The following is a 25,937-nucleotide window of genomic DNA, read 5'->3' as shown; positions in this document are numbered from 1 at the left end:
TTAGGCTGCTGTCAGACCCTGCAGGCTGCGGACTTCAATGTCGCCAGTGATCTGTGCTTGGATCGCCAGAGCCGCTGAGTGAGATCCGGCTGCGGTGGTGAAGTAAGGGATCTTATCATTCAGAGCCACCGCGCGGATTTCGCGGCTGTCTTCAACCGCCTGCGCGCCTTCTGTGGTGTTCATCACGAGGGTGATTTGACCATCTTTCAGCATGTCGACGATGTTTGGACGACCTTCGTAAACCTTGTTCACGCGCTCGCATTCCACGCCCTGATCTGCCAGCCAAGTGGCCGTGCCAGAGGTTGCAACGATTGAGAAGCCAAGACCTGTCAGCAATTTCGCCGCTTCCAGCATCAGCTCCGTTTTGTCTGCGTCTTTAATGGAAACGAAGACTTTGCCTTCGCTTGGCAGCTTCATACCTGCGCCCATCTGTGCCTTGAGGAAGGCGGTTGCGAAGTCGCGATCCCAACCCATGACTTCGCCGGTAGAGCGCATTTCTGGGCCTAGGATGGTGTCCACACCCGGGAAGCGGTTGAACGGCATGACGGCCTCTTTCACAGAGAACCAAGGCATCATTGGATCGGCCAGGGTCATCTGGTCTGCAATCGGCTGTGGTTGGCTGATGTCAGCGCCTTCCTCATACGGTGGACGCAGAGGGAAGTTGGACAAAGGCTCACCCGCCATCAGGCGTGCTGCAATAGATGCAATCGCGCTGTCCGTTGCTTTCGCAACAAACGGCACGGTCCGGGAGGCCCGTGGGTTTACCTCAATGAGGTAAACTTCGTTGCCTTTGGTTGCGAACTGAACGTTCATCAGACCTTTGACGTGCAGCGCTTTTGCGAGCGCCACGGTCTGACGTTTGATCTCTTCAATCAGTTCTGCAGACAGGCTGTATGGCGGCAGGGAACAAGCGGAGTCACCGGAGTGGACACCAGCTTCTTCGATGTGCTGCATGATGCCTGCAATGTGGACGTTTTCACCGTCACAAAGCGCATCCACGTCCAGTTCCGTTGCACCATCAAGGTAGCTATCCAGCAGAACCGGGCTGTCGCCGGAGACCACAACCGCTTCAGAGATGTAGCGCTCCAACTGAGGCATATCACGGACGATTTCCATCGCGCGGCCACCCAAAACATAAGATGGGCGAATAACCAGTGGGAAACCGATTTGTTCCGCAATTTCAAGCGCTTCTGCGTCGGCTGATGCGATGCCGTTGTTCGGCTGCTTCAGGCCCAGCTCGTTCACCAGCGCCTGGAAACGCTCACGGTCTTCTGCAAGGTCAATCGCGTCAGGTGTGGTGCCGAGGATCGGAATGCCTGCATCTTCCAGTGCGTTCGCCAGTTTCAGCGGGGTCTGACCGCCGAATTGAACGATCACACCGTGCAGGGTACCGTTTTCCTGTTCCACACGCAGGATTTCCATCACGTGTTCGAAGGTCAGAGGCTCAAAATAGAGACGATCAGAGGTGTCGTAGTCGGTGGACACTGTTTCAGGGTTACAGTTGACCATGATGGTCTCGTAACCGGCATCTGTCAGCGCATAGCAAGCATGGCAGCAGCAGTAGTCAAATTCGATACCTTGGCCGATCCGGTTTGGACCGCCACCCAGAATGACCACTTTCTTGCGATCAGATGGGCGTGCCTCGCATTCCACTTCGTCAAAGACTGGCTTTTCGTAGGTGGAGTACATGTAAGGGGTCTGCGCTTCGAATTCCGCAGCACAGGTGTCGATGCGTTTGAAGACAGCTGTGACTCCGAGGTTCACACGCGCTCGACGCACGTTGTCTTCGTCACGGCCGGTGAGCTTGGCGAGACGCGCATCGGAGAAGCCGAGCATTTTAAGATGGCGCAGCGCGTGTTCTTCGACAGGCAAGCCGTTCTTGCGAACGTCTTCTTCGGCGTCGATGATTTCGCGGATGCGATCCAGGAACCATGGATCAAACATGGTCACGTTCTGGATTTCTTCGTTGGTCAACCCGTGACGCATCGCTTGCGCGATGACGCGTAGGCGGTCCGGTGTTTGCTGAGACAAGGCACGCACGATGGCGGGCTTTTCTGGCGCACCTTCGATTTCGATCTCGTCAAATCCGGTCAGGCCGGATTCCATCGAAGACAGAGCCTTCTGCATGGATTCGTGGATTGTGCGGCCGATGGACATGGCCTCACCCACGGATTTCATCGCGGTGGTCAGGTATGGCTCAGAACCCGGGAATTTCTCGAAAGCAAATTTCGGGATTTTTGTCACAACATAGTCGATGGTTGGTTCGAACGACGCCGGGGTCACTTTGGTGATGTCGTTGTCGAGCTCATCGAGTGTATAGCCAACTGCCAGTTTCGCCGCGATCTTCGCGATCGGGAAGCCGGTTGCCTTGGAGGCCAGCGCGGAAGAGCGAGACACCCGTGGGTTCATCTCGATCACAACCATACGGCCATCAACCGGATTCACGGCCCACTGCACGTTGGAACCGCCAGTTTCTACGCCGATTTCGCGCAGAACATTCACCGAATGGTTCCGCATGATCTGGTATTCTTTGTCGGTCAATGTGAGAGCAGGGGCCACGGTGATGGAGTCACCGGTGTGTACACCCATTGGGTCCACGTTTTCGATGGAACAGACGATGATGGCGTTATCCGCTTTGTCGCGGACCACTTCCATCTCGTATTCTTTCCAGCCCAGCAGGCTTTCATCGACGAGGATCTGGTTCACCGGAGAGGCATCCATGCCGGTGCGGCAGAAGTGGATGTAGTCTTCGCGGTTATAGGCCACACCACCGCCGGTGCCGCCCATGGTGAAGGCCGGGCGGATGATCGCTGGCAGACCGATGTCTTCCAGCTCTTCCAGCGCCAGGCGAATGCCTTCGTCCAGATCGTCTTCGCCGTTTTCTTTCTTTGGTGCTGTCACGATGGACGCACGTGGGTTTTCAATGCCCAGACGATCCATCGCTTCGCGGAACAGTTTGCGATCTTCTGCCATTTCAATCGCGTCACGTTTCGCGCCGATCATCTCGACGTTGAACTTGTCCAGAACACCCATTTCTTCCAAGGCAAGAGACGTGTTCAGACCCGTCTGGCCACCCATGGTTGGTAGCAGTGCATCGGGGCGTTCTTTCTCTATGATTTTCGCGACCACCTCAGGTGTGATCGGTTCGATGTAGGTCGCGTCCGCCAATTCCGGGTCGGTCATGATCGTCGCTGGGTTGGAGTTCACCAGAATGACGCGATAGCCTTCTTCGCGCAGCGCTTTACAAGCCTGTGCGCCGGAGTAGTCAAACTCGCAGGCTTGGCCGATCACAATAGGACCAGCGCCGATAATCATGATGGAGGAGATGTCGGTTCTTTTTGGCATGGCAGACCTCGGGTAAGGGTGGAGCAGAACCACCGTGTGCGCAAATTGTCGTGGGTTATACAAATCGACGGCCAAGGTTCAAGAGGGATTCGGATAAATCCGACCGGTATCTCGACGCAGCTCACAAACCACGCGCGACTTCCTTTAACACAATGTGCGACCTTAGGGTGAATCCTGTCGATTTCAGGGCTGTGCGGGCGGGGCAAGGGCGTTATATCAGGCAGATCACGTGAGAAGGGCTAAAGCTTGCAGATTCGGTTTGATCAGGGGCCATTGGGGGCAGGCACATGGTTTGATGCGCCTGAGGACGTGATTGTCGCTCAGACCGCCGATGAGGTGCCTGCAGCTTTTGCTGCGATGGATAAGGCGCGTGCAGATGGTAAATGGCTTGCGGGTTATGCGACCTATGAGCTTGGCTATGCTTTAGAGCCGAAACTTGCGCACCGTATGCCTGAGAAGCGCCGTTTGCCGCTTATTTGTTTTGGCACCTATGCTGCTCCGGGACTAAAGGCGCTCACGCATAGGGCAGTGAAGCTCAGCGATCCTAAACCCCGATGGGATGAGCTGCGCTATCAGCGAGCCTTTGATCAGGTGAATGCCTATATCGGAGCCGGCGACATCTATCAGGCCAATCTGACCTTTCCGATGGATGCAGAGTATGAAGGCAGTCCCGAAGCGCTTTATGCAGCTTTGTCCACGCGTCAGCCGGTCGGGCAGGGGGCCATGGTCTTGCAGGAGGGGCTGCCTGATCTTCTCAGCCGGTCGCCGGAGCTGTTTTTCCGCACGACGAGCGCAGGCGTGATTGAAACACGGCCCATGAAAGGCACGCAGCCACGATCTGAAGATCCTGAAGAAGATGCACAGCGTGTGGCCTTCCTTCAGGCTGACGAAAAGAACCGGGCTGAGAACCTGATGATCGTTGACCTTCTGCGCAATGACATCAGCAGGGTTGCCGAACTTGGGTCGGTTCATGTGCCTGAGCTCTTCAAAGTCGAGAGCTATGCAACCGTGCATCAGATGGTTTCGCTTGTGCGTGCAAAACTACGCGAAGGTGTCAGCCTCGGTGACGTCTTTGAAGCCCTATTTCCCTGTGGGTCTATTACCGGTGCGCCAAAGGTGCGGGCCATGGAAATCCTGAATGATCTAGAACCTGAGGCACGCGATATTTATTGCGGCACCATTGGTTGGGCAGCACCCGATGGGCGCAGCGATTTCAATGTGGCGATCCGTACGTTGCTGGTCGAAGATGGCAAGGCGACATTGAACGTCGGTGGCGGTGTCGTTTGGGACAGCACTGGCCCGTCTGAATATGAGGAAGCGCTTTGGAAAGCACGCTACGCGGCAGCGTTCCAGCAGGAACGCGACTGATCGAAACCTTCGGCTGGACGCCTGATGCCGGATACGCCCGTCTGGAACGGCATCTTGCGCGTATGGCGAAGTCCGCTGGCCAAATGGGATTTGGGTTCGATGCAGCGGCGGCCCGCAGGTGCCTGAGCGCGGATGGGTCACAGCCGCTGCGCTGTCGGTTAACGCTGGGTGCTGACGGTTTTGAATTCACTGCTGCGATCGTGGCTGCGACGCCAAAGAGTTGGGCAGTGTCTATTTCAGACCAGCGCCTTTTCTCTGGCGATCCATGGTTGCAACACAAAACAACACGCCGGGAGCTCTATGATACCGTGCGCGCAGACCTTCCTGGCGGGATTGATGAATCTCTTTTTCTCAATGAAAACAATCAAGTTTGCGAAGGAACGATCACCAATATCTTTGTCACTCTCGCGGACGGAACTCAGGTGACCCCGCCGACTGACTGCGGACTGTTGCCAGGTATTTTGCGTGAGGAATTACTTGAGAGCGGGCAATGCAAAGAGGCGCTCGTCACGCTCGACATGCTGTACTCCGCCAAAGCCATTCACATGGGCAACTCGCTGCGCGGACTGATCCCGGTCACTCTGGCCTAATCTCATTGAGCAGCGGTGCGTTGGCGCTGGGGTTCGCTTTTATAAAGATAGTCCCGCGTCAAAGGAACGCTTTCCTGCTTTCGCGTCAGCTGGAACTGGAACACGCATTGACGGTGCAGTCGGAAAGTCAATTCGCTGGCCACCAGATAGAACCGCCACATACGACAAAACCGCTCATCATAAAGCTCCTTGGCCTCATCGACGCGATCCATAAAGCGATCATGCCAGTGTTTCAGCGTTTCCGCATAGTGCAGCCGCCAGACCTCGACATCTGTCACCCAAAGTCGTTCCTTTTCAATCGCTTTCAACGCCTCTGACATCGCAGGGACATAGCCACCGGGGAAGATGTATTTGTTCACCCACGGGCTGGTGCGGCTGGGTGGGGCTGCACGACCAATGGTGTGGATGAGCGCCACGCCATCCCCGCGTAGTTTTTTGCGGACGTGATCGAAATACTCCCGGTAATGCGGCACGCCGACGTGTTCAAACATGCCTACAGACACAATGCGATCAAACCGCTTATCCAGTTCCCGGTAGTCCTGCAGGCGAATGTCGATGCGATCTTCCAACCCCGCATCTTTCACACGCTGAGTGGCTAAGGCATGTTGCTCTTCTGAGAGAGTGACCCCTGTGACCTGAGCGCCATATTCCTGCGCTAAGGTCAGCGCCATACCTCCCCAACCACAGCCTATATCCAAAACGCGCATATCGGGCTCAATCAGTAGCTTGTCAGCGATGTGACGCTTCTTGGCGATCTGCGCGGCCTCCAACGTCATGGTCGGATCAATGAAATAGGCGCAGCTATACTGTTTGTCCTCATCTAGGAAGAGGTCATAGAGTTTTCCTGACAAGTCATAGTGATGTGCCACATTGTCTTTCGCGCGCCCCACCGGATTGAATTGTTGAAAACGCCTTAACCAAGGGCCGATATGCCGTTCCAGCCCGTGTCCCTGACCCAATGAGAAATTTCGAATGCCTAGGGTGAGCAGCCCATAAAGATCGTCACCCTCGATAACCAAAGTTCCATCCATATAGCCTTCACCCACCGCCAGCTCCGGGCTCAGTACAATGCGGCGTGGCAGCGTTGGGTCCGTCAATTTTAAGCGGATCAGATCGCCACTTCCAAAGCGCTCAACTGATCCATCTGGCATCGTGATCTCAAGCGCACCACGCTTTATCAGCTGGCGCATCATCCTTAGGAATAAGGTCGTCCACATACCTTCCCCCATACTGTCGCCAGCAGGCAGCGCTGGCTCTCCCCCATTAAATTCTGCAAGAAGAACGGCTGTTTTGTAAAGTTTTTCGCCTTTAGGGAGAAATTTCGGGTGAAATTCGCCGCAACAGGGGTGCGGTTTTCTGCAAATGGCACCTCACACCGCTTGACTTCCCGGCCTACAAAAGGTGTATCACCCCAGACCGATTTTGCGCGCATTCACCCCGTTTTTGGGGGCGCCCCGAGACATGCCCGATGAAAGGCCCCGAAGAATGGCAGATACCATGCATGCATACCGCAGCCACAACTGCGCAGCGCTGACCAAATCCAACGTAGGTGAGACCGTGCGTCTGGCTGGCTGGGTTCACCGTGTCCGAGATCACGGCGGCGTTCTTTTCATCGATCTGCGCGACCATTACGGAGTTACTCAGGTGATCGCAGATGGCGATAGCCCGGTATTCTCTGAACTGGAAAAAGTGCGTTCTGAATGGTGTATCCGCATCGACGGCAACGTGCTGGCGCGGGACGAAAGCCTAGTGAACCCAAATCTGCCAACCGGTGAAGTCGAAGTCTTCATCCGCGATCTGGAAGTTCTGGGCAAATCCGAAGAGCTGCCGCTGATGGTCTTTGGCGATCAGGAATACCCGGAAGAAACCCGCCTGAAGTACCGTTTCCTCGACCTGCGTCGTGAGCAGATGCAGGAAAACATGAAGCTGCGCTCTGACGTTGTGATGTCCATGCGCAAACGCATGTGGGATCTGAACTTCCGCGAGTATCAAACGCCGATCATCACAGCCTCTTCCCCAGAAGGTGCGCGTGACTTCCTCGTGCCATCCCGTCTGCATCCGGGCAAATTCTACGCCCTGCCACAGGCGCCTCAGCAGTTCAAACAGCTGATGATGGTGGCGGGCTTTGATAAATACTTCCAGATCGCGCCTTGTTTCCGTGACGAAGACCCGCGTGCGGATCGCTCCCCAACTGACTTCTACCAGCTCGACATGGAAATGAGCTTTGTAGAGCAGCAGGACGTTTTCGACACGATCGCGCCGGTACTGGCGGGTGTGTTTGAAGAATTCGGTGGTGGTCGCAAGGTCGACGCACCAAACGAATGGCCACAGATTTCCTACAAAGACGCGGCGCTGAAGTATGGCTCTGATAAGCCAGACCTGCGTAACCCGATTGAGATGCAGGTTGTGTCCGAACACTTCGCTGGGTCCGGTTTTGCGATCTTTGCGAAGCTGCTGGAGCAAGAGGGTACCCAAATCCGCGCGATCCCAGCGCCGACCGGTGGTTCCCGTAAGTTCTGCGACCGCATGAACAAATTTGCCCAAGGCGAAGGTCTGCCAGGTATGGGCTATATCTTCTGGCGCGATCAGGGCGAGGGCATCGAAGCTGCTGGCCCACTGGCGAAAAATATTGGCCCAGAGCGCACCGAAGCCATCCGTCAGCAATTGGGTCTGGGCGTGGGCGATGCGGCCTTCTTCCTGGGCGGCAAGCCAAAAGCCTTTGAAAAGGTTGCGGGTCGTGCGCGTGACGTGATCGGCGAAGAGCTGGGTCTGATCGACAAAGATCGTTTTGCCTTTGCCTGGATTGTGGACTTCCCGATCTACGAGCAGGACGAAGAAAGCGGCAAGATCGACTTTGAACACAACCCATTCTCCATGCCGCAAGGCGGAATGGACGCGCTGAACGGCGATCCTCTGGAGGTCAAAGGCTATCAGTATGACCTGGCGTGTAACGGTTATGAGCTCGTGTCCGGCGCGGTGCGGAACCACAAGCCAGAGATCATGTTCAAAGCCTTTGAAATTGCAGGCTACGGCAAGGAAGAAGTTGAAAAGCGCTTTGGAGCGCTTGTGAACGCCTTCCAATATGGCGCGCCTCCACACGCGGGCTGTGCGGCAGGTGTTGACCGCATCGTCATGCTGCTCGCTGATCAGCAGAACATCCGCGAAGTCATGATGTTCCCAATGAACCAGCGCGCGGAAGACCTGATGATGAATGCGCCAAGTGATCCACAGAGCGATCAGCTGATGGAACTGGGCCTGCGGGTAATCCCACAGGACTAAGCGGTTCAAAACAAGATGAATTTAAGGGGGCTTTGGCCCCCTTTTTTATGCGCGGATCATTGCTTCTAGAAAAAATGACGACGGAAATTCTCGCAGGCAACGTTTAAGAGCTTATATTTGGCTTAAACCACTGCAGAGACCGCCATGTTTGATCCGACTCTTGCCGAAATACGCTTTGGAACCGGCCTGTCCCAGCGGGCGGTTGCGCCAAACAGCATTGGCGTGATGCTAAGTGGTTTGACAGCTGTGGATGAAATGGCGCGCCAGTTCCCGGTCGAGCCTTACAATGACTACCGCCTACGAATTCGCGATTTCAATCAGGCTCGAAAGATGTTTCGGCGCAACCGCGGCAAGCCGGACCAGGAAGTCTATAATCAGGCACGGAAGGCCATCGCGCGAGATGCGCGGCGCGTCTACGGCGATATGTTTCGCAACGCCTTTCTTCGGCGTATTCACACAGAAACCGGATTTCGCGAACGACTTACGTTTTTCTGGCAGGATCACTTCACCGCCCGTGGCAAAAGCGCGCTCGCGAAACGGGCAACAGGGCCATACGTGGAAGAGGCCATTCGCCCAAACATCAGCGGTAAATTCGAAGACCTCCTAATTGCTGCGATCATGCATCCTTTGATGCTGACCTATCTGGATCAGGCGCAGTCTGCCGGGCCTAACAGCAAAGTCGCCAAACGCGCGGCAGATCGGGGCAGGGTGCGTGGCCTAAATGAAAATCTCGCGCGTGAAGTTCTGGAACTGCACACGCTTGGAGTGTCTGCGGGCTATACACAGAAAGACGTTCGGCAATTGGCGGAACTCTTCACTGGCCTGAGCATTGATAAAGAGCTGCTTTTCACCTTCAGATCAGCCATCTCAGAACCTGGAGCTGAGACCGTATTGGGTGAGGAATATGCGGTTCAAGCTTCGCTCGACAATATCAAAGACGTGCTGAGTAACTTGGCCCGGCACCCAGCGACAGCGCGGCATATTTCAGAAAAACTTGCTCGTCATTTCCTATCGGATCACCCGGATGCGTCAGTCGTTGCAGCGCTCGAAGCGGCCTATCGCGATACAGATGGGGACCTTATGGCGGTTTATGCTGCTTTGCTTAATCACCCCGCCAGTTGGCATTCCGATGCAGTGAAAGTTAAACGCCCTTACGATTTTATGGCGACAGCTCTGCGCGCGCTAGATGTCGGAGAAAGTACTCTCAGCCGGACACGTGAAAAGGATCTGAGAAACATTCTCTATATTCCGATGCAAATCATGGGGCAGCCCTGGGAGGCGCCGAACGGCCCGGATGGCTGGCCGGAAGAAAACACCCATTGGATCACGCCACAATTCATGGCCGCGCGCCTGCAATGGGCGTTGGCCGCTCCGCGGGCGCTGCGGCGGAATTTACCCGATCCGAGGGAGTTTGCGCGCGCAGCGCTGGGCGAGCGTTTGCCCAGGGACGTCGCCTTTGTGGCGGAAGCCGCCGAGAACCGCTGGGAAGGTATCGCTTTGGTGCTGACCTCGCCAGCCTTCCAGCGGCAATAGGAGGGAAGGACATGACTGAACGGCTTTCTCGTCGCAAGTTTCTAGGGTGGTCCTCCGTATTGGGGTGCTCTGCCGCCGCCAGCCCGCTGATGACTCCCGTCAGCTTGGCGTCTGCTCCCGGTGATCGCAGACTGATTGTGATCATTTTGCGTGGAGGCATGGATGGGATCGATGTCTTGCGACCTTGGGGGGATCGCGCATTTGCTGAGATGCGGCCTAATCTCGCAAAGGAACAGAACAATGCGCTGCAGATCACTGATTTCCATGGCGTCCATGCAGGATTGAAACACCTTCTTCCGCTGTGGCAGGCGGGCGACCTTGGCTTTGTGCAAGCCACATCGACACCTTATCGCGACAAACGCAGTCATTTCGATGGGCAGGATATTTTGGAGGCCGGTACGGTCGATCTTGCACCCTTGGGGCGACGCACCGGGTGGCTGAACCGGCTTCTGCCGTATCTACCCGGCGCTGTGGAGCGTACGGCATTTGCCATCGGGCGCGAAGACATGCTGCTTTTGACAGGGGACGCGTCTGTCTCCAACTGGTCGCCAGAAGTGGACCTGACCCTGAGTTCGCAAGGAATGCGCTTGCTGGAGCTTATGATGCAGAGCGATCCGGACATGGGGGCTGCCATGGCGCAGGCAATTGCATTGGCGGGTTCAGATGGGGATTCAGTGACCTTTGACATGTCTGAGCAAGGCATGATGGATGAGATGATGGCGGATGCGCAGGAGGCGCGTAAAGGCAAAACACATCTAAAAATTGCTGATTTCGCTGCGGAACAGTTGCGGGGTGAAAGTCGGATCGCCTCTTTCTCGATTTCAGGCTGGGACACTCATGCCAACCAGCAGCGGGCCTTGAACGCCCCTCTTTCGCGGCTAAGCGAGACCATATTGCGCATAAAACAGGAACTCGGAAAAAAGGTGTGGGATAAGACCACCATCCTCTGCATGACCGAATTTGGCCGCACGGTGCGCGAGAATGGCACAAAGGGCACAGATCATGGCACAGGCGGCACCATGATCATGGCTGGAGGTGCGGTCAGAGGCGGACGCGTCTTCGGGGGCTGGCCGGGCTTGGCCGACAGCGAGCTCTATCAGGGGCGCGATTTAATGCCGACAAGCGATGTGCGCGCTTGGGCGGCGTGGGCGATGCACGATAGTTTCGGAGTACCACAGTCAGCTCTGGAAAGCGGCGTCTTTGGTGGTCTGGATATGGGGGCATCCCCTGGGTTATTGCTCTGAAGCCTAAACGGCCTCGCGTTTGCTCAAGCGGTCTTGAACCAAGCCCGCGACACGAGAGAGCAAAACATGATTGGGGTTGCCTCTATGGATAGTGGAAATCAACTCATCCGTGGCGCGGATCAATCCTCTGTCCTCTGCGCAACGCGCCACGCCCGAGAGGAATTGCGCAACATATGCGATGGTCTTTTCATCCTGTGCCTGTCCCAGCACATCGGAAGCATGGGCGAGATCGTCTGCAAATGCGATGGGATCAGGGCAAATCGACCCGGTTGGTATGGACCTTGGCCCATTGGGAGAGCGGTCTTTTGGTAAGACACCAAGTACGGCGTCTTGGAATGCGGCAACTGAAGTTAGGGGCTTTTCCAAAAATCGGTCAGCCCCAGCGGCGCGGGCGGCGTGGCAGAGATGTGTATCGCCAGAAATCGCAAGTAGTACATCCACTCGTGGTGTTGCGCGATTGAGGTCTCGAATAAGGTCGAGCCCTGATCCATCTGGTAATCCCAGATCAACCACCGCGACCGAAGGACGATAGACACGCAGATGTCTACGAGCTGATGCCACGCAATCTGCGCGGCGAATGCGTGCACCGCTTTTCAAGCAGATGAGGCGCAAAGCGTCGCTGGCAAATCGACTGTCCTCCACCGCCAAAACCGTCAACCCCATCAAGGGGCGCGTCGCGGTTGGGGTTGCCATTACATTGTGGAATTCCTCCATCGTCTATGTTCCTTGAGTTGAGCAGCAATGAGACCCAACGTTATGCGGCATATGGATAACAAGGCGTTAAGGCCGCGACGGCCTGTCGCTTGTCATGTGGAAAACGCTCCCCCATAAGGTTCGCACTTAAAAAACTCTGAGGAGACGCCAATGATTGGCCGATTGAACCACGTTGCAATTGCTGTTCCTGATCTGGAAGCCGCCGCGGACCAATACCGTAACGCGCTGGGCGCAAAAGTCGGCGATCCGCAGGATGAACCCGATCACGGTGTGACGGTGATCTTCATCGAACTGCCAAACACGAAAATAGAGTTGCTTTACCCTCTGGGTGAAAACAGCCCCATTCAAGGCTTCCTCGACAAGAACCCTTCTGGTGGCATTCACCACGTTTGTTACGAAGTCGAAGACATTCTGGCAGCCCGGGACCATTTGAAAGAAACCGGTGCACGCGTTCTGGGCACTGGCGAACCAAAGATCGGTGCGCATGGCAAACCTGTGCTCTTCCTGCACCCGAAGGACTTCAACGGCTGCCTCGTGGAGTTAGAGCAGGTCTAATTGGCCGCAGCTTAGCAGCAAGAATTGAACGAAGCCGCCCTTGTCCGGGCGGCTTTGGCGATTTAGGTAGTCAGGCAATCTGAAGGAGCACCCATGTCCATCACATCCGCGATTGTTATGTATGCCGTCTGCTGGTTCATGACCTTTTTGGTTGTCATCCCAATACGCCTGCAAACGCAGGGGGATGTTGGCGAGATTGTGCCGGGCACGCAGGCGGGTGCGCCAGAGCATCATTACCTGAAAAAGAAAGCCTGGATCACGACAGGCGTCGCTGCTGTAATCTGGGCGATCCTCTTTTGGATCATTACGCAGGGGATCATCGAGGTCAGAGATTTTGACTGGATGGACCGCTTGCCACCGGTCGGAAGCGAATAGTGAAAAAGCCGCCCTGAAACTCAGAGGCGGCTTTGTTTTTTGGTACTAGGCGATTTGCTCGCCGCGCCTTAGTCGATGGTAGACATGGGTAAATGTCGCCGCGCCCAGGATTGGGACCAATAGGTTCACGAGCGGGATTGAAAGCGGTACGGCCATAAGAACGCCAGCGGCCCAGATTGTCGCGAAATGCTGACGTCGCAGTTCTTTCGCGCCAGTCCGACCTACACGACGCATTGCAACAAGTGTGAAATATTCTCGGCCCAGCAGGAAACCATTGAGGCCCCAGAACACAAAGGGTGCAAGTGGTGGCAGACCAAAATAGATCAGCAACGCAAAAATATTGGCGATGATCAGAATGCCGAGAAAGCTCACCGTGTCTTTCATGGCTTCCAGGAGCGGCACAGATGGCGCTTCTGGCAGAGAAGGATAATGTTTGTCCTCCACCGCATCTGCGACCTGATCAAGAAACATCGATGTGATGGCGGAGGCGACAGGCACCATCAGAAAGACTGAGGCAATCATCATGAGAACAAAAGACCCCACGCCGACAACACTTCCCGCCCAGACCTCTTCGTCAAACCAGCTGGAAATCAGATCGGGAAGTCCAACCCAAAAAAGGAAGCTCACGAAAAGAATGTAAATGCCCACCAGCAAGGCAAACGTCAGCCCAATCCCACGCCAAAAAACCTTGCGAAACCGTGGATCCCACATCTGGTTCAATGCTTTGAAGAAAGAAGAGAAAATCACTCCGATTGCCATGTGACCTTTTCCTCTTGGTTCGGGCGTGGGCGTTCTGGCGGGGCGAATTTTTCCGTGCCGATGTGTATGATCCCCGCGATACGTTCATGTTTCGCGAGTCCAAAGCCTTTTTCCAAAAATTCACGGTCGTGGCTTGGCCAGCCCGTCAACCAATTCGCACCCCAGCCAGAGGCCAGGGCAGCGTTGAGTAGTGCGAGGCAGACTGCACCTGCTGAATAGGTTTGCTCGATCACGGGTACTTTGGGGCTGTCGACAGGGCTTTCGATCACGGCAACCGCAAGCGCGCCGTTGTCAAATTGATTGCGCCCTTTTTCGGTTTGCACCTCATCAAGCCCCAGTGCGGTGGCGCGTTCACCAGCCAGGTCGCCCAGACGCACGAGAGCCGCTTTCTCCAAAACAACCAGACGCCATGGTTCCAGTTTGCCATGATCTGGCGTGCGCAATGCGGCTTCCAGAATTGGGGCAAGTTCTTCACGGTTCGGAACCGGTGTGGTTAGGGTTTTTGCGGGCCGGGAGCGGCGCGTGAGAAAAAAGTCTAAAGCTGCGTCGTTGCGTTCGGGCACAGTGGTCTCCTGTCAGTCGCTCCTCATGTCTGCCTAAGTTGATCAAATTTCAACCGAGGTTTTGAAAATTCCGAGCTACTGGAGCGATTTGGCAGGATTTCTTTATGTGCTCACTCGTCTTCGCGAGCGATCCGGTAAACACCTTCGGGCAAATCAAGCGCTGCCGCAAGGTCTTCGGCCTGTGCAATGGAGAGCGTGATCTTCTGCACGGTTTCTGTGCGTGGATCGAGCTGCTCTATTGTGATGCAGTCCTCAAACAGGTTGATTGAAATGTCTTCTTGCAGATGGGCGGTGCCTTCATCGACAAGTGTAACGACGGTGGAGTCAAATTCGTGCTCGATGCTGAACATGAGATCAGCCTACCTCAGAATGGGCAAAGCGCAAGTCTGAGCCCTAGAATTGTCTCAAGGAATGTCACACGAAGTTGTAATGCCATTTTGCTACGCTTGCTTTTGTGACCAGCGCATTAGGTTTAAGCTATCAGTGGGAGTGATCACATGCGCAGACTGAAATACATGACATTCGGGCTTATCGCGCTTTTGATGGGCTGCGATGTTGCTGAACCGCCGAGTCGTGAACCGGAGGCTTTGAATGGAGCCTTTTCCTTTGTCTCGGTTGTGGACCGCCTGGCACCGGTCGTACAGGAGACTTGTGAAACCGCCGAGCTGGTTCGTAATTGCAATATCCGGCTTTATGTTGCTGATGCTCCGGATGGGACATCGAATGCCTTTCAGTCAATCGACGGATTCGGTCGTCCCTTCGTACTGGTCACCAGCGCCCTTTTGGAAGAGGTGCGCAACGAAGATGAGCTGGCGCTGATCTTGGCGCATGAGGCATCGCACCACATTCTGAACCACCTTGCTAAACAGCGCGTGGATGCAACTGAGGCGGCCGCTGTTTTGGCTGAAGCTGCGGCACAGGAAGGCGCTAGTCGCCAGGAAGTGCGCCGGGCGCAGCGTGTTGGAGCGTTGGTTGGCTCACGTCTCTATGCGCAGGAGTATGAGTTGGAGGCGGATGCCTTGGGTGCAATTATGCTGCGTGAAGCAGGGTTTGATGCCCTGCGGGACGCCGAGTTTTTCTATCGCATTCCTGATCCGGGAAATCACGCGCTGAATACTCATCCCCCTAACGCCAAACGACGGGCGGTCGTGCGCGATGCCGTATTGCGCAATAAATTGCCGGAGGGGACTCTGGTGATTTCGCCGTCGCAATCGTAACATCTGCCACAACTGATTTGTGAGCAGGGCGAAGCAGAATGAAATCTATAGCGTTGGCCGGACTATGTGCATCCGTTCTTTTAGCAGGCTGTGTGGAAACCACAGGGAGCGCACCCGTTGCGACATCCACTTCGGCGCCGGCGACGCTCAGTGCCAATGATCCTGCAGTAACGCGATTCAATCGGGTGGTTGCGCGCATGGAAGGTGTCGCAGAGCAAGCGTGCCGAGATCGCGTGCGCAGCGGCGTGGATTGCGATTTCAAAATTGTTCTGGATACAGACCCGCGACAGCCGTCTAATGCCTATCAATCTCTGGATCGCAACAACCGACCGGTGCTGACCTTCACCACAGCTCTGTTGAAGGAAATGCAGAATGATCACGAGCTTGCATTCGTCTTAGGTCATGAAGCAGCACACCATATTGCTGGACATCTGGGAGAGATGCGCCAGACCGCTACACTGGGTGCAGTCGTCGGCGGGGGCCTCGCTGTTTTGCTGGGAGGAGGCCAATCCGCTGTGGATTTAGGCACAAACCTTGGAGGTACAGTCGGTGCTCGCGCCTATTCCAAAGAGCATGAACTGGAAGCAGATGCCTTAGGTGCACGTATCACCCATAATGCTGGCTATGATCCAGTCTTGGGCGCAGCCTTTTTTGATCGGATTCCCGATCCTGGCGATCGTTTCCTTGGCAGCCACCCGCCGAATGCAGAGCGCAAAGCAACTGTGCGCAGAGCTGCGGCGAATTTCTGATGCGTCAAATCTTGAACGTGGTCACCGACCGTGGCAGCAAATATGCTGTGACGGGCTTTGATGTTACGAACCGCGCTGAGATTGATGCGGCTCTAAAGGAACTCAAGCGAGACAAAAAATTTGCCAAGGCGACCCATAACACTTGGGCGGCGGTCCTGTCTGATGGCACGCCGATCAAAGGCGATGATGGGGAAAGCGGTGCCGGTATGGTGATTATGCGTATGCTCGAGCGGGCTGAGCTTCAGGATCATATGATTGTGGTCACCCGTTGGTATGGTGGCACCAAGCTTGGCGGTGATCGGTTTCGCCGTGTACAGGACTGCGTGAACGCCTATTTGGAGAGTGCGTGACGCATAGTTGAGGCCATCGAGGCGCCACCCACGCGCTCTGGCCTGCGACCACACAGATTGACCCAGATCAAAGGGCGAATTGCTAACCCTTGGTAAGTTTCCTTCGGGAGAAGGAGACGTTTATGACCAAACATGTGAATCTGAAACGACATATTTACCTTTTTGACATGATGGCCGAGAAACTCGGGCATGATCTGGAAGTGGCTGTTATCGATGGGGAAATTTCTCCTGAGGAAATCGTTGAAGCCTCCTTCAGGTGCTCCGATTGCGCTAAGTCATCCACTTGCGAAGCGGCGCTGCCGTTGGCGCGTGAGATGTCAGAACCCTATGATTTCTGCCGAAATCACGCACTTTTTGAGCGTTTAAATCCAAACGACTGAGAAAAATTCGCCCATTTAGTCGCCCTTCGCGTTATGCTGTGCTGGGGATGCATCGTCTGTAACTGAACCCAGTTTGATAAAAGGGGACACCATGAGACATGCATATGTGATGGCCGGGCTGCTTGTCCTTGCCGCCTGCGCGACACCGCGCGAGGAATGTGAAGCGCGCGTGGACAACAACATCACCGCGCTGAAACAAGCGATTGCCACCAGCGAGGGCAATCTGGCGCGGGGCTACGCTCTGCAAAAGGATGTCAGCCCGCGATTTCGCTATGGGCTTTGCACCAACAGCGGCAATATCGAAACCTGCCTGCGCAATGAATATGTCACGAAAACGGTACCTGTCGCGATTGACCCAGACGCGGAGCAGCGCAAACTCGCCTCTGCGAAGAAGCGGCTGGCTGAGGAAGAGCGACGTCGTGGGGTAGCTTTGGCGCAATGTGCCGAACGTTATCCTGAGTGAATTCCAAAGCAATGGCTTTTCGGTCAATCAGAGCCAATTCCTGCGAGTTTCGGACAATTTCATCCTTAGGTTTAGGCACTTGCGCTTGCGACCTGCCGAGGCTCCGCTTACCTCTATACTGTGTTTAAGTTTCAGAGGCCTTTGTGATGCGGATCATCAAAATCTTACTGTCTGTCATTGTGATCCTTGTGCTGACCGTTGTCGGCTTGGTGTTTGTGCTTCCCGGTGAGAAAATCGCCGGGCTGGCAGCGGATCAAGTAAAGGGGCAAACGGGACGAGATCTGACCTTTGATGGAGAGGTGAAGTTCAGCCTTTATCCATCGCTTGGCGTCTCGACTGGTGCAGTTGCACTTAGCAATGCGGATTGGTCAGATAAGGGCCCGATGTTTGAAGCTGAGGGCGCGAAGATCGGTGTGGATTTGATGGCGCTCATCAGGGGCAATATCGAGATCAAGAATATCGAACTTGTCAGTCCAAAGATCTTACTTGAACAGGATGGGCGAGGGCATGCCAATTGGGATCTGTTTCCAAGTTCAGAAGACACCTCAGCGGCAGAGGCCTCTGAGGCGACATCCGGTGCAGGCTTCACGCTCGACAAGCTCACAGTGTCGGATGCGACAATTCAATATCTCGATGGTGCGGGATTGGATGTCGCTCTGAGGGAAGTGGATGCATCTTTAGAGTGGGGCGGAAGCGAAGCGACCGTGAGCATCAGTGCGAAGCCTTCTTCTGAAACTGTGACCGTTGATGCAGAGATCGCTGATTTGAATAGCCTGCTTGATGGCGGCATCAGCCAGGTGGTTGGTGATATCAAAGCTGCTGGGAACGAAGTGCATTTTGAGGGGCGTGCCTCCATGGTGCCCGAAATTCAGGGGGCCGCTAAAGCTTCGCTGCCAAATCCAGATGCCTTTATGGCTGCACTGGGTCTTGAACCAGCAGGAGTTCCAGCAACGGAATTCGCAGGAGATATCACATTGACCAAAGCGCAGCTTTTCAGCCTGCGCGGCGGGAAGATCAGCCTTGCAGGCACGGCCTTCGACGCGGATGCGGATATCGATCTGGCGGCGAAACCTGTTGTGACAGCCAATATCAGGGCGGGCGACCTGAATATGGAATCTTTCACCGGTGGTCCTGATTCAGAAGCGTCTCAAGAGTCCACCGAGAGCGATTGGTCGAAAGATGTGATCGATGCAAGTGCGTTGGCGCTCTTTGATGGCACGATCACGGTGAGCGCGCAGTCGCTCTCAACCGGAACGCTGAACTTCGGGACATCGCGTATGACTATTGATGTCGACAATGCGCGCGCGGTCGCGACGCTTCAGCGACTGGATGGATATGATGGGGTCATCACGGGTCAGTTTGTGGCGAACAATCGCAATGGGCTTTCGGTCGGAGGCAAGGTCAACGTAGAAGGCATGGAGCTGAAAGAACTGCTAAATGACTTTGCCGAGATTGATCGTTTTACGGGTAAGGCAGACGCGCAGATCGGCTTTCTTGCATCAGGAAACTCACTGCATCGCATCATGAACTCCCTGCAAGGGGACGGGCAAATGACGGTTGGGCGCGGCACCATTGCTGGCATCGATCTCGATCAACTGTTCCGCGGCACACCGAGTGGTGGCACAACCGTCTTCGACAATATGGCGGCCTCTTGGATGATCTCAGAGGGCATATTAACCAACAATGATTTGCTGATGGACTTGCCAAATGTGCAGGCCAAAGGGGCCGGCACCGTTGGGCTTGGACCACAGAACATCGACTACACGTTCACGCCACAGATCAAAAACGACACAGATACCGGCCTTGCAATCCCTGTGCGCGTGAAAGGGCCATGGGCCGATCCTAAAATCTGGCCTGACTTGGAAGCAGTGGTGAACCAGAACTTCGAAGAAGAGAAGAAACAGCTGGAAGAGAAGGCCAAGCAGGCGGTTGCTGACAAGCTTGGGGTAACGGCGGAAGAGGGCCAATCACTCGAAGATGCCGCAAAAAAGAAATTGGAAGAAGAAGCGGGCAAGCAGCTGTTGAAACTCTTTGGTGGCAACTAAGTCTTGACGATCCATGTCTTGGGTGGCACCAAGCTGCCCATGACACGGATGATCAGCATCTTTGTAACTTATTATCCCCTGCCAAAATAACGGCGGGGCAATTGACGTGACCGCCGCTGGCCGGTGGATCACAATATTCCCAAACATCTAAACGCATCGGCTCGCGGCTTTGACCAGAGGGCGACATTATGTTTGCGAAAGAGATAACTGTTGGATTGTTTGGATTTGGAGGCTTCGGGCAGCTGATTGCCAAAGAGCTTTCAGACCATGTGGCGATGAAAATCCACGATCCATACACTTCCGTCCTTGGGGGTGTCAGCCTTGCTGAGGCGGCGCAATGTGATGTGATCATTTTGGCTGTCCCTGTACAGGAAATCCGCTCAATTTGTGAAGACATTGCTGGGTTTCTGAAAGAAGGCACCGTTGTCGTGGATGTAGGCTCGGTCAAACTCGCACCAATCTCAGATATGGTTGAATGCCTGCCAGAACATGTGCAAATCGTTGGGACGCATCCATTATTCGGCCCCCAAAGCGCACAGGATGGAATTGCTGGGCATAAGTTGTCCCTTTGCCCTGTGCGCGGAGCGGCTTGGCGCGTGATCCGTGCTTTTCTGAAACGGCGCCTGAGATTGAACGTCATCACCTGCCACCCAGAAGATCACGATAGAGAGGCTGCCATGGTGCAGGGTCTGACCCACTTGATTGCAAAGGTCTTAACGGAGATGGGGCCATTACCGACCCGCATGACAACGGCGAGTTTTGAGCTGATGGCAAAGGCCGTTGAGATGGTGAAAGATGATCCTCCAACCGTGCTAAATGCGATTGAAAACGCAAACCCTTTTGCTGCTGAAGTAAGAGATAGTTTCTTCCACCGCGCTGACATTGTCCGCGCACAGTTGGACACAAATTTGCGACGGATGTGACACAGATAGAAAGAATGTCAGTTCGCCTTAAAACGGCCTCTTTTTTCTAGGCATGGTTGTAGTAGAAAGAGCTCATAGATTTGTGACTTTATCTGCGAAGACAGATGCCTTTTGAGGGAAAAATTTAAGTGAACCGATCGATTCGAAACTTGGCTGTTGTCGTGCTTGGATCAACCCTGCTTGCCGGGTGTAGCGGGGAGGATGATCTGAGTGGGTCCTCAAGCGGCAGCACGCTCTTGCCATTTACAACAAGCGCAACTTTGCTGGCTTCGTTTTTGGACAACCTTGATGGTGTTAGGACAGCTGCCAATAATCTCATCAACAATGATGTGCGGTATCGTCAACAAAACTACTATTATGACCTAAACAGCAACAATCGCTATGATCCCGGCACTGACCTCGCAGGAAACCCACTGCAGGCGGCAGGAGTCCACTATGCCCACGCTGCCGGTCTGACCGGGGCAGGGGAAACGATTGCCATCACGGACAACGGGTTCCTAACCACACACGAAGCCTTTGCAGGGCGGGCGACCACTGTGGGTACGGGGCTTGCAGTTGAAGATCACGGGACCTTCGTCGCATCGATCGCAGCCGGAAGTTCATCGACGATGACTGGCGTCGCACCAGGTGCCAATCTGATTTTAGGCGAATGGGGCTTATCCAATTTGGCGGCGACCGTGAACGCGGCGACCACTGCTGGAGCCGTTGCATATAACAACTCTTGGGGCTTTGTCGGCATGAATGCCGATACGACAAGTTACAATACGATTTTCGGAAACACCGTTGGAGCCAACTATTTGAATGCGCTCAAAACCTACGCGCAGGATGGGATCGTTCTTTTCTCAATCGACAATGATACCAGCATCACTTCCGTTGGGCTGATGCCGGGTTTGCCCATTCTAGAGCCTGACTTGGAAGAGAGCTGGATTGCCGTCGTGAACGGTATCGCCACTCTGTCCGGTGATGATATCGTATCCGCTACGCGTATCTCAGGTGCATGTTTGGAAGCCGCGGAATGGTGTCTTGCAGCTGATGGCACCTGGACAGGTGCGGATTCAACCTCAAACACTTCTTATTCCATCGGAACAGGGACGTCCTACGCAGCGCCAACAATTGCAGGTGCACTTGCGCTAATGGCTGAAGCCTTTCCGACGATGACGCATCAAGAGCTGCGTATTCGCTTGTTGGCGTCTGCTGACAACGACTTCGCGGGATTTACCTCCGCAGGAACCGTCGAACTCGTTCCCGGCTTTGAACATGAATACAGCTCAGAATGGGGTCATGGCTTCCTTGATGTTGCCGCTGCGCTTTTGCCGATTGGGCAATCGACAATTGTGACTTCCAGCGGCGCAGAAATTAATCCTGAGACCCCGCTTGTTGTCACCGGTGGTGCAAGCGGTGATGCGGTCTCTCGTGCGCTTAAAGGCGTGAATGTTATCAGTCAGGATACATTGGCTGCACAATTCGCAATTGAAGCGTCTTCGATGGTCGTGGACGCATCCCGTCAGTCGCTTTTCTCTCTGAATGATGTCAGCAACTTCGGTGCTGTTCAAAATGCCAGCTATGGTTCCGCGGCTTTCTTTGGAGATGGGCAGCACATCCCGATGCAATGGGGCGACAGCGATATCAGTTTTGCCTTCTATCAACGTCCTGAAACCGGTGCGGATTCCTTTGGATTTGGAGCAAGCCGGTCGTTTGATCTGGATGGTGCGACCCTTGAGGTGAATACCGCATTTGGTGGAGACACCGGCGGCTTGCTCTCTGATTGGAACGGCGGCACGCAGTCCAAGATTTTCTCAGCCGGCATGGCGCTTTCTGCAGATGTCAGCCCGTTGTCTGAGCTTATGTTTGAAGTTGGCTATGCGACAGGTCGAGAGACCTCTGTTATTGGTCAGTCATCCGATGTTCTGATGAATACCGCCGCCTTATCGCTTACACGACGCAACACTTTTGCACGTGATGACAGCTTCAAAGTTTCACTTGCTTTGCCAGCAGCGGTGACCCGCGGGCAGACCTCATTGAATCTGCCGGTCCGGTCAGACGATGGGAAAGTTGCGTTCCAGTCCATTCCGATTGATCTGGCGCCGGATAAGCGCGAGCTAAGGTTAGAGCTGACCTATGAACGCCCGCTGTCTCGCGGGGCATCACTTGGGTTCTCTGTCGCCCATGCCCAGAACCGGGGAAATATTGCCGGGGAACGTGAGACCGGATTGGTGGTGAGTTATACCAAGCGGTTCTGATCAATCAGAAACAATATATCTCAACAAAAAACCCAGCCAAAAGGCTGGGTTTTCTCATTCCGAATGTCGAATGCTTTAACGGCGACGATCACGGCGCGAGGACATAGGCTGGAAGGCCACGCCAACATGCGCTTCGCAATAAGGTTTACCCGCTTGTACCGGCAGACCGCAGAACCAGAAGTGTTCTGTTGCCGGATCACCTACTGGCCACTTGCATGTACGTTCGGTCAGTTCCATCAAAGAGAGCTTCTTCGCTTTCTTCTCAACTTCGTTCACTTTTGCCAGCGCTTCCGGGCTGATCTCATTCGCAGACGGTTGCGGTGGCAGCGGCTGGCCTGCAGGAATGATCGCCTTGCGGTTGGTTGCACCCGCTGGACGCGGCGGCACTGCCGGTTCAGTTTTCATTTCAGGAACTGGCTTAGCCTTTGGTTCCGCCTTAGGCTTCGGCGCTGCCTTCTTTGGCTTCGCCTCTGCTTTTGGTTTCGCCTCTGCCTTTGCACCGCCGGAACCTGCCCGGTTAGACAGGCCAAGACGGTGAACCTTACCGATCACCGCGTTGCGGGTTACACCGCCCAGTTCTTTTGCGATCTGGCTTGCGGATTGGCCTTCGCCCCACATTTTCTTCAGGATCTCTACGCGCTCGTCAGTCCAGGACATGCCTATTCCCTTACAAAAGAAGCGGCGCCCCGGCTGGACCAGGGTCCGCTTCCAAAATTCTCTGTCAGAGGCCTATTTTAGTCACCCCACCGGCAGTTACAAGGCATTGATTCGGAATGTCGGGGTCAAGAGCGTCAGAATCTGACACGAAATCAGCTTTTGAAGCCACGTTAGCTCTGGACCTTGGTCCGTTTTGTTTCTCGCCAAGCCAATAGCGCCGCAGACAGCAGGATCATCGCGCTGCCAGAATAGGACACCGCGTCGGGGATCACCCCAAAGATCACCCCATCGTAAAGCGCAGCGAAGACCAGCGTTGTATAAAAGAAGGGGGCGACGAAACTCGCGTCTCCAAGTCGGACAGCGTTGACGAAACAGCTCTGTGCAGCCGCCATTAACAGACCCACCCCTGCGAGTGCGGCCCATTGCATGGGACTTGGCGAAATCCAAACAAAAGAGGCCACCGTGGTCGAAATACAGAGACCAATCAGATTGTTCACCCAGAGAATTTGCAAAGGGCCTTCACGATTGGTCAGTTTTTTGATGACGGTGACTTCTACGCCAAGAAGGACGGCGCCAGACAAAGCCAGCAATGCGCCGAATTCCAAAACGCCAGAGGTCGGGCGCATGAGCACGATTGCTCCTGCGATGGCGATTGAAGCTGAAAGCCAGCGCCAAGGACCAACTTTTTCACCCAAGAAAGGTATCGCGAAGAGCATACCAAAGACCGGGTTCAGAAAGCTGATCGCTGTCGCATCGCTTAGTGGGATGAACGCTGCCGCCGCAAACATCAGTGTGACGCCGCCCCAACCAAGAGTGGAGCGCAGGATATGCGTGCCAATCGCGGGCCTTGTGAATTTGGGGCGCAGCACAGCAACGGCCAAGGAGATCGCCATGAAGGCAAACAGAAACCGCCCCTGGCTGACTTGCAAGGCATTCAAGGGGGTGCCGAGCGCATCGGTTCCCAGAGCTTTGGCCAATAACGTGGTCCCGGCCACAAAAGAGGAGGCCAAAACGGTCAGTGCGGCAGCCAGGATGGGTTTCTGCTCTGTGTTGCTCTCGGTGGTGCTCATGAGAATTCGTTAGGGTGTTTCGAATGCTCTCACAAGCGTTGCATGCGCGCGGCAAAGAAAAAGCTTCTCAAAATTGAAAGCGCACCGTATAGGGTCATCTATGATGATCAAAACCAGCCATATTCGAATCCGACGATTCCGACGCTGACCCTCAACCCTCTGTCTCGCGACAAGGTCTGAGCGACATCATCTTGCGATTTTCTAATCGTATCTTTGCAAAATATGCGCAAATGCGCCGCAATCCAAAGTTCACTCATTGACACCATAGCCCAGCTATTGCACGCCGTTGTTTCACCGCGCCTGCATTCAAGGGCTTCACTACAAGGACCAGACCATGATTTCCTCTGTTCTGCCGACATATAATCGGGCACCTCTTAACTTCGTCAAAGGCGAAGGCAGCTGGGTAACTGAGGCAGATGGCCGACGTTTTCTAGATCTTGGTGCTGGTATTGCCGTGAATGTGCTGGGTCATGCGAACCCAGCGCTGGTGGACGCACTGACAAGTCAGGCCAACGCGATCTGGCACGTTTCCAATCTCTATGAAATTCCACAGCAACAGGCATTGGCCGATAAGCTGGTTGAAGCGAGCTTTGCTGATACGGTGTTCTTTACCAACTCTGGCACGGAAAGCTGCGAGCTCGCCGTGAAAATGGCGCGGAAGTACTGGTTTGAAAAAGGCCAGCCTGAGAAGACGGATATCATCGGTTTTGAAGGTGCTTTCCATGGCCGGAGTTCCGCAGGCATCGCCGCGGCGGGCTCTGAGAAGATGACAAAGGGCTTTGGGCCGCTTCTTCCTGGGTTCAGCCAAATCCCTTGGGGTGATCTGGAAGCATTGAAAGATGCGATCAGCGAAACAACCGGTGCCGTTATTCTGGAGCCTGTACAGGGGGAGGGTGGGATTCGCCCGATGGATGACGCAGATCTGAAAGCCGTGCGTGACATCTGTGACGACGCGGGCGTTCTGTTGATCTTGGATGAAGTTCAGTGCGGCGTCGCGCGGACAGGTAAGCTCTTTGCTCACGAATGGGCCGGAATCTCTCCTGACATCATGATGGTTGCCAAGGGCATAGGTGGCGGCTTCCCACTGGGGGCCGTTTTGGCAACTGAAGAAGCCGCAAGCGGCATGGTTGCTGGAACCCACGGGTCGACCTATGGCGGCAACCCTCTGGCCTGCGCCGTCGGTAATGCGGTGATGGACATCGTTGCAGAGCCAGCTTTCTTGGAGGAAGTGAACCGGAAATCAGGCCTGCTGCAACAAAAACTGGAAGGTCTCGTGGCGGCGCATCCAGAGGTGTTTGAGACCGTACGTGGCTCTGGCCTCATGCTGGGTATCAAATGTAAAGCCGATATGGGGGCGGTGTTGCAGGCGGCCTATGACGCCGATCTGATTACGATCCCGGCTGCGGACAATGTGATCCGCTTGCTACCCGCTTTGAACATCACAGACGAAGATATCAACGAAGCGCTTGTACGACTGACCAATGCTGCCCAAGCCGTTGAAAAGACACTCTAAAGGAT

24 protein-coding genes are annotated in these 25,937 nt (G+C 54.8%); 16 read left to right on the top strand and 8 right to left on the bottom strand.

All coding sequences use genetic code 11. The annotated features are described in order from the left end of the window. The gene (gene carB / locus M0D42_RS09595; RefSeq protein WP_265018388.1) at window positions 1-3,345 is read right to left on the bottom strand and encodes a carbamoyl-phosphate synthase large subunit; all 3,345 of its coding nucleotides are present in this window, start codon (window positions 3,343-3,345) and stop codon (window positions 1-3) included. Window positions 3,346-3,591: 246 nt separating this feature from the next. On the opposite strand from carB, the gene M0D42_RS09590 reads away from it, so the two are divergent. Continuing rightward, window positions 3,592-4,713: an aminodeoxychorismate synthase component I gene (locus M0D42_RS09590; RefSeq protein WP_265018387.1), complete on the top strand. Its 1,122-nt coding sequence runs from the start codon at window positions 3,592-3,594 to the stop codon at window positions 4,711-4,713. Further along, on the top strand, window positions 4,668-5,303 hold the full coding sequence (locus M0D42_RS09585; protein ID WP_265018386.1) for an aminotransferase class IV family protein: 636 nt from the start codon (window positions 4,668-4,670) through the stop codon (window positions 5,301-5,303). Before M0D42_RS09590 ends, M0D42_RS09585 begins: the two co-directional genes overlap by 46 nt. Before the next feature lie 2 nt (window positions 5,304-5,305). Here the strand turns inward: M0D42_RS09585 and M0D42_RS09580 are convergent, their stop codons facing one another. Further along, on the bottom strand, window positions 5,306-6,520 hold the full coding sequence (locus M0D42_RS09580; protein WP_265018385.1) for an SAM-dependent methyltransferase: 1,215 nt from the start codon (window positions 6,518-6,520) through the stop codon (window positions 5,306-5,308). A gap of 280 nt (window positions 6,521-6,800) precedes the next feature. On the opposite strand from M0D42_RS09580, the gene aspS reads away from it, so the two are divergent. The 3 genes from aspS to M0D42_RS09565 all read left to right on the top strand — a co-directional run bounded on the left by aspS (window position 6,801) and on the right by M0D42_RS09565 (window position 11,359). Beyond that, on the top strand, window positions 6,801-8,582 hold the full coding sequence (aspS, locus tag M0D42_RS09575) for an aspartate--tRNA ligase (RefSeq protein ID WP_265021134.1): 1,782 nt from the start codon (window positions 6,801-6,803) through the stop codon (window positions 8,580-8,582). A gap of 144 nt (window positions 8,583-8,726) precedes the next feature. After that, on the top strand, window positions 8,727-10,115 hold the full coding sequence (locus M0D42_RS09570; RefSeq protein ID WP_265018384.1) for a DUF1800 domain-containing protein: 1,389 nt from the start codon (window positions 8,727-8,729) through the stop codon (window positions 10,113-10,115). An 11-nt stretch (window positions 10,116-10,126) separates the two neighbouring features. Beyond that, on the top strand, window positions 10,127-11,359 hold the full coding sequence (locus tag M0D42_RS09565) for a DUF1501 domain-containing protein (protein ID WP_265018383.1): 1,233 nt from the start codon (window positions 10,127-10,129) through the stop codon (window positions 11,357-11,359). Window positions 11,360-11,362: 3 nt separating this feature from the next. On the opposite strand, the gene M0D42_RS09560 is transcribed toward M0D42_RS09565, so the two are convergent. Continuing rightward, entirely contained in the window at window positions 11,363-12,073 is a 711-nt protein-coding gene (locus tag M0D42_RS09560; RefSeq protein ID WP_265018382.1) for a response regulator, read from the bottom strand. 150 nt (window positions 12,074-12,223) lie between these two features. On the opposite strand from M0D42_RS09560, the gene mce reads away from it, so the two are divergent. Beyond that, window positions 12,224-12,628 carry a methylmalonyl-CoA epimerase gene (gene mce / locus M0D42_RS09555; protein WP_265018381.1) on the top strand — a complete coding sequence of 135 codons (405 nt, stop codon included), beginning with the start codon at window positions 12,224-12,226 and terminating at the stop codon, window positions 12,626-12,628. Between the two features lie 93 nt (window positions 12,629-12,721). Then, window positions 12,722-13,003 (top strand): DUF1467 family protein, encoded by a 282-nt coding sequence (locus tag M0D42_RS09550; protein WP_265018380.1) that lies wholly within the window; start codon window positions 12,722-12,724, stop codon window positions 13,001-13,003. A gap of 45 nt (window positions 13,004-13,048) precedes the next feature. On the opposite strand, the gene M0D42_RS09545 is transcribed toward M0D42_RS09550, so the two are convergent. From M0D42_RS09545 to M0D42_RS09535, 3 genes are all read right to left on the bottom strand, one after another. Further along, window positions 13,049-13,762: an EI24 domain-containing protein gene (locus M0D42_RS09545; protein WP_265018379.1), complete on the bottom strand. Its 714-nt coding sequence runs from the start codon at window positions 13,760-13,762 to the stop codon at window positions 13,049-13,051. Continuing rightward, a complete protein-coding gene (locus M0D42_RS09540; protein ID WP_265018378.1) occupies window positions 13,747-14,325 on the bottom strand; it encodes a nitroreductase family protein in 579 nt (192 codons plus the stop codon). Before M0D42_RS09540 ends, M0D42_RS09545 begins: the two co-directional genes overlap by 16 nt. Window positions 14,326-14,435: 110 nt before the next feature. Continuing rightward, window positions 14,436-14,675, bottom strand: coding sequence for a hypothetical protein (locus tag M0D42_RS09535; protein ID WP_265018377.1), 240 nt, complete (start codon window positions 14,673-14,675; stop codon window positions 14,436-14,438). Window positions 14,676-14,822: 147 nt separating this feature from the next. Here M0D42_RS09535 and M0D42_RS09530 point away from each other — a divergent pair, with 147 nt between their 5' ends. The 8 genes from M0D42_RS09530 to M0D42_RS09495 all read left to right on the top strand — a co-directional run bounded on the left by M0D42_RS09530 (window position 14,823) and on the right by M0D42_RS09495 (window position 22,692). Next, complete coding sequence (locus tag M0D42_RS09530) at window positions 14,823-15,542, top strand: M48 family metalloprotease (protein ID WP_265018376.1); 720 nt, start codon at window positions 14,823-14,825, stop codon at window positions 15,540-15,542. 38 nt (window positions 15,543-15,580) lie between these two features. After that, window positions 15,581-16,291 carry a M48 family metalloprotease gene (locus M0D42_RS09525; RefSeq protein WP_265018375.1) on the top strand — a complete coding sequence of 237 codons (711 nt, stop codon included), beginning with the start codon at window positions 15,581-15,583 and terminating at the stop codon, window positions 16,289-16,291. Continuing rightward, window positions 16,291-16,641 (top strand): YigZ family protein, encoded by a 351-nt coding sequence (locus M0D42_RS09520; protein ID WP_265018374.1) that lies wholly within the window; start codon window positions 16,291-16,293, stop codon window positions 16,639-16,641. The genes M0D42_RS09525 and M0D42_RS09520 overlap by 1 nt, the downstream gene beginning before the upstream one ends. Before the next feature lie 122 nt (window positions 16,642-16,763). Beyond that, window positions 16,764-17,021 carry a DUF6455 family protein gene (locus M0D42_RS09515; RefSeq protein ID WP_265018373.1) on the top strand — a complete coding sequence of 86 codons (258 nt, stop codon included), beginning with the start codon at window positions 16,764-16,766 and terminating at the stop codon, window positions 17,019-17,021. Window positions 17,022-17,112: 91 nt separating this feature from the next. Beyond that, window positions 17,113-17,484, top strand: a complete 372-nt coding sequence (locus M0D42_RS09510) for a hypothetical protein (protein ID WP_265018372.1) — start codon at window positions 17,113-17,115, stop codon at window positions 17,482-17,484. A gap of 146 nt (window positions 17,485-17,630) precedes the next feature. Next, window positions 17,631-19,529 (top strand): AsmA family protein, encoded by a 1,899-nt coding sequence (locus M0D42_RS09505; RefSeq protein ID WP_265018371.1) that lies wholly within the window; start codon window positions 17,631-17,633, stop codon window positions 19,527-19,529. Window positions 19,530-19,717: 188 nt separating this feature from the next. Beyond that, window positions 19,718-20,452, top strand: a complete 735-nt coding sequence (locus M0D42_RS09500; RefSeq protein WP_265018370.1) for a prephenate dehydrogenase/arogenate dehydrogenase family protein — start codon at window positions 19,718-19,720, stop codon at window positions 20,450-20,452. Window positions 20,453-20,580: 128 nt separating this feature from the next. Beyond that, the gene (locus M0D42_RS09495) at window positions 20,581-22,692 is read left to right on the top strand and encodes a S8 family peptidase (RefSeq protein WP_265018369.1); all 2,112 of its coding nucleotides are present in this window, start codon (window positions 20,581-20,583) and stop codon (window positions 22,690-22,692) included. A 75-nt stretch (window positions 22,693-22,767) separates the two neighbouring features. Here the strand turns inward: M0D42_RS09495 and M0D42_RS09490 are convergent, their stop codons facing one another. Together M0D42_RS09490 and M0D42_RS09485 are read right to left on the bottom strand one after the other, a co-directional pair. Further along, a complete protein-coding gene (locus tag M0D42_RS09490) occupies window positions 22,768-23,349 on the bottom strand; it encodes a GcrA family cell cycle regulator (RefSeq protein ID WP_265018368.1) in 582 nt (193 codons plus the stop codon). Window positions 23,350-23,519: 170 nt separating this feature from the next. Continuing rightward, a complete protein-coding gene (locus tag M0D42_RS09485) occupies window positions 23,520-24,419 on the bottom strand; it encodes a DMT family transporter (RefSeq protein WP_265018367.1) in 900 nt (299 codons plus the stop codon). A 334-nt stretch (window positions 24,420-24,753) separates the two neighbouring features. Between M0D42_RS09485 and M0D42_RS09480 the strand changes: the two genes are divergently transcribed. Then, window positions 24,754-25,932 (top strand): aspartate aminotransferase family protein, encoded by a 1,179-nt coding sequence (locus M0D42_RS09480; protein WP_265018366.1) that lies wholly within the window; start codon window positions 24,754-24,756, stop codon window positions 25,930-25,932. Window positions 25,933-25,937 lie beyond the last annotated feature (5 nt).

The organism is Cognatishimia activa (assembly GCF_026016445.1).
Lineage (GTDB): Bacteria > Pseudomonadota > Alphaproteobacteria > Rhodobacterales > Rhodobacteraceae > Cognatishimia > Cognatishimia activa_B.
This window is presented reverse-complemented; position numbering and strand designations above follow the sequence as displayed.

Bases quoted from the DNA above. Each gene is read 5' to 3' on its own strand.
- carB (WP_265018388.1), bottom strand. From the start codon at position 3,345: ATGCCAAAAAGAACCGACATCTCCTCCATCATGATTATCGGCGCTGGT.
- M0D42_RS09580 (WP_265018385.1), bottom strand. From the start codon at position 6,520: ATGTGGACGACCTTATTCCTAAGGATGATGCGCCAGCTGATAAAGCGT.
- aspS (WP_265021134.1), top strand. From the start codon at position 6,801: ATGCATGCATACCGCAGCCACAACTGCGCAGCGCTGACCAAATCCAAC.
- M0D42_RS09570 (WP_265018384.1), top strand. From the start codon at position 8,727: ATGTTTGATCCGACTCTTGCCGAAATACGCTTTGGAACCGGCCTGTCC.
- M0D42_RS09565 (WP_265018383.1), top strand. From the start codon at position 10,127: ATGACTGAACGGCTTTCTCGTCGCAAGTTTCTAGGGTGGTCCTCCGTA.
- M0D42_RS09560 (WP_265018382.1), bottom strand. From the start codon at position 12,073: ATGGAGGAATTCCACAATGTAATGGCAACCCCAACCGCGACGCGCCCC.
- mce (WP_265018381.1), top strand. From the start codon at position 12,224: ATGATTGGCCGATTGAACCACGTTGCAATTGCTGTTCCTGATCTGGAA.
- M0D42_RS09550 (WP_265018380.1), top strand. From the start codon at position 12,722: ATGTCCATCACATCCGCGATTGTTATGTATGCCGTCTGCTGGTTCATG.
- M0D42_RS09545 (WP_265018379.1), bottom strand. From the start codon at position 13,762: ATGGCAATCGGAGTGATTTTCTCTTCTTTCTTCAAAGCATTGAACCAG.
- M0D42_RS09535 (WP_265018377.1), bottom strand. From the start codon at position 14,675: ATGTTCAGCATCGAGCACGAATTTGACTCCACCGTCGTTACACTTGTC.
- M0D42_RS09530 (WP_265018376.1), top strand. From the start codon at position 14,823: ATGCGCAGACTGAAATACATGACATTCGGGCTTATCGCGCTTTTGATG.
- M0D42_RS09525 (WP_265018375.1), top strand. From the start codon at position 15,581: ATGAAATCTATAGCGTTGGCCGGACTATGTGCATCCGTTCTTTTAGCA.
- M0D42_RS09520 (WP_265018374.1), top strand. From the start codon at position 16,291: ATGCGTCAAATCTTGAACGTGGTCACCGACCGTGGCAGCAAATATGCT.
- M0D42_RS09515 (WP_265018373.1), top strand. From the start codon at position 16,764: ATGACCAAACATGTGAATCTGAAACGACATATTTACCTTTTTGACATG.
- M0D42_RS09510 (WP_265018372.1), top strand. From the start codon at position 17,113: ATGAGACATGCATATGTGATGGCCGGGCTGCTTGTCCTTGCCGCCTGC.
- M0D42_RS09505 (WP_265018371.1), top strand. From the start codon at position 17,631: ATGCGGATCATCAAAATCTTACTGTCTGTCATTGTGATCCTTGTGCTG.
- M0D42_RS09500 (WP_265018370.1), top strand. From the start codon at position 19,718: ATGTTTGCGAAAGAGATAACTGTTGGATTGTTTGGATTTGGAGGCTTC.
- M0D42_RS09490 (WP_265018368.1), bottom strand. From the start codon at position 23,349: ATGTCCTGGACTGACGAGCGCGTAGAGATCCTGAAGAAAATGTGGGGC.
- M0D42_RS09485 (WP_265018367.1), bottom strand. From the start codon at position 24,419: ATGAGCACCACCGAGAGCAACACAGAGCAGAAACCCATCCTGGCTGCC.
- M0D42_RS09480 (WP_265018366.1), top strand. From the start codon at position 24,754: ATGATTTCCTCTGTTCTGCCGACATATAATCGGGCACCTCTTAACTTC.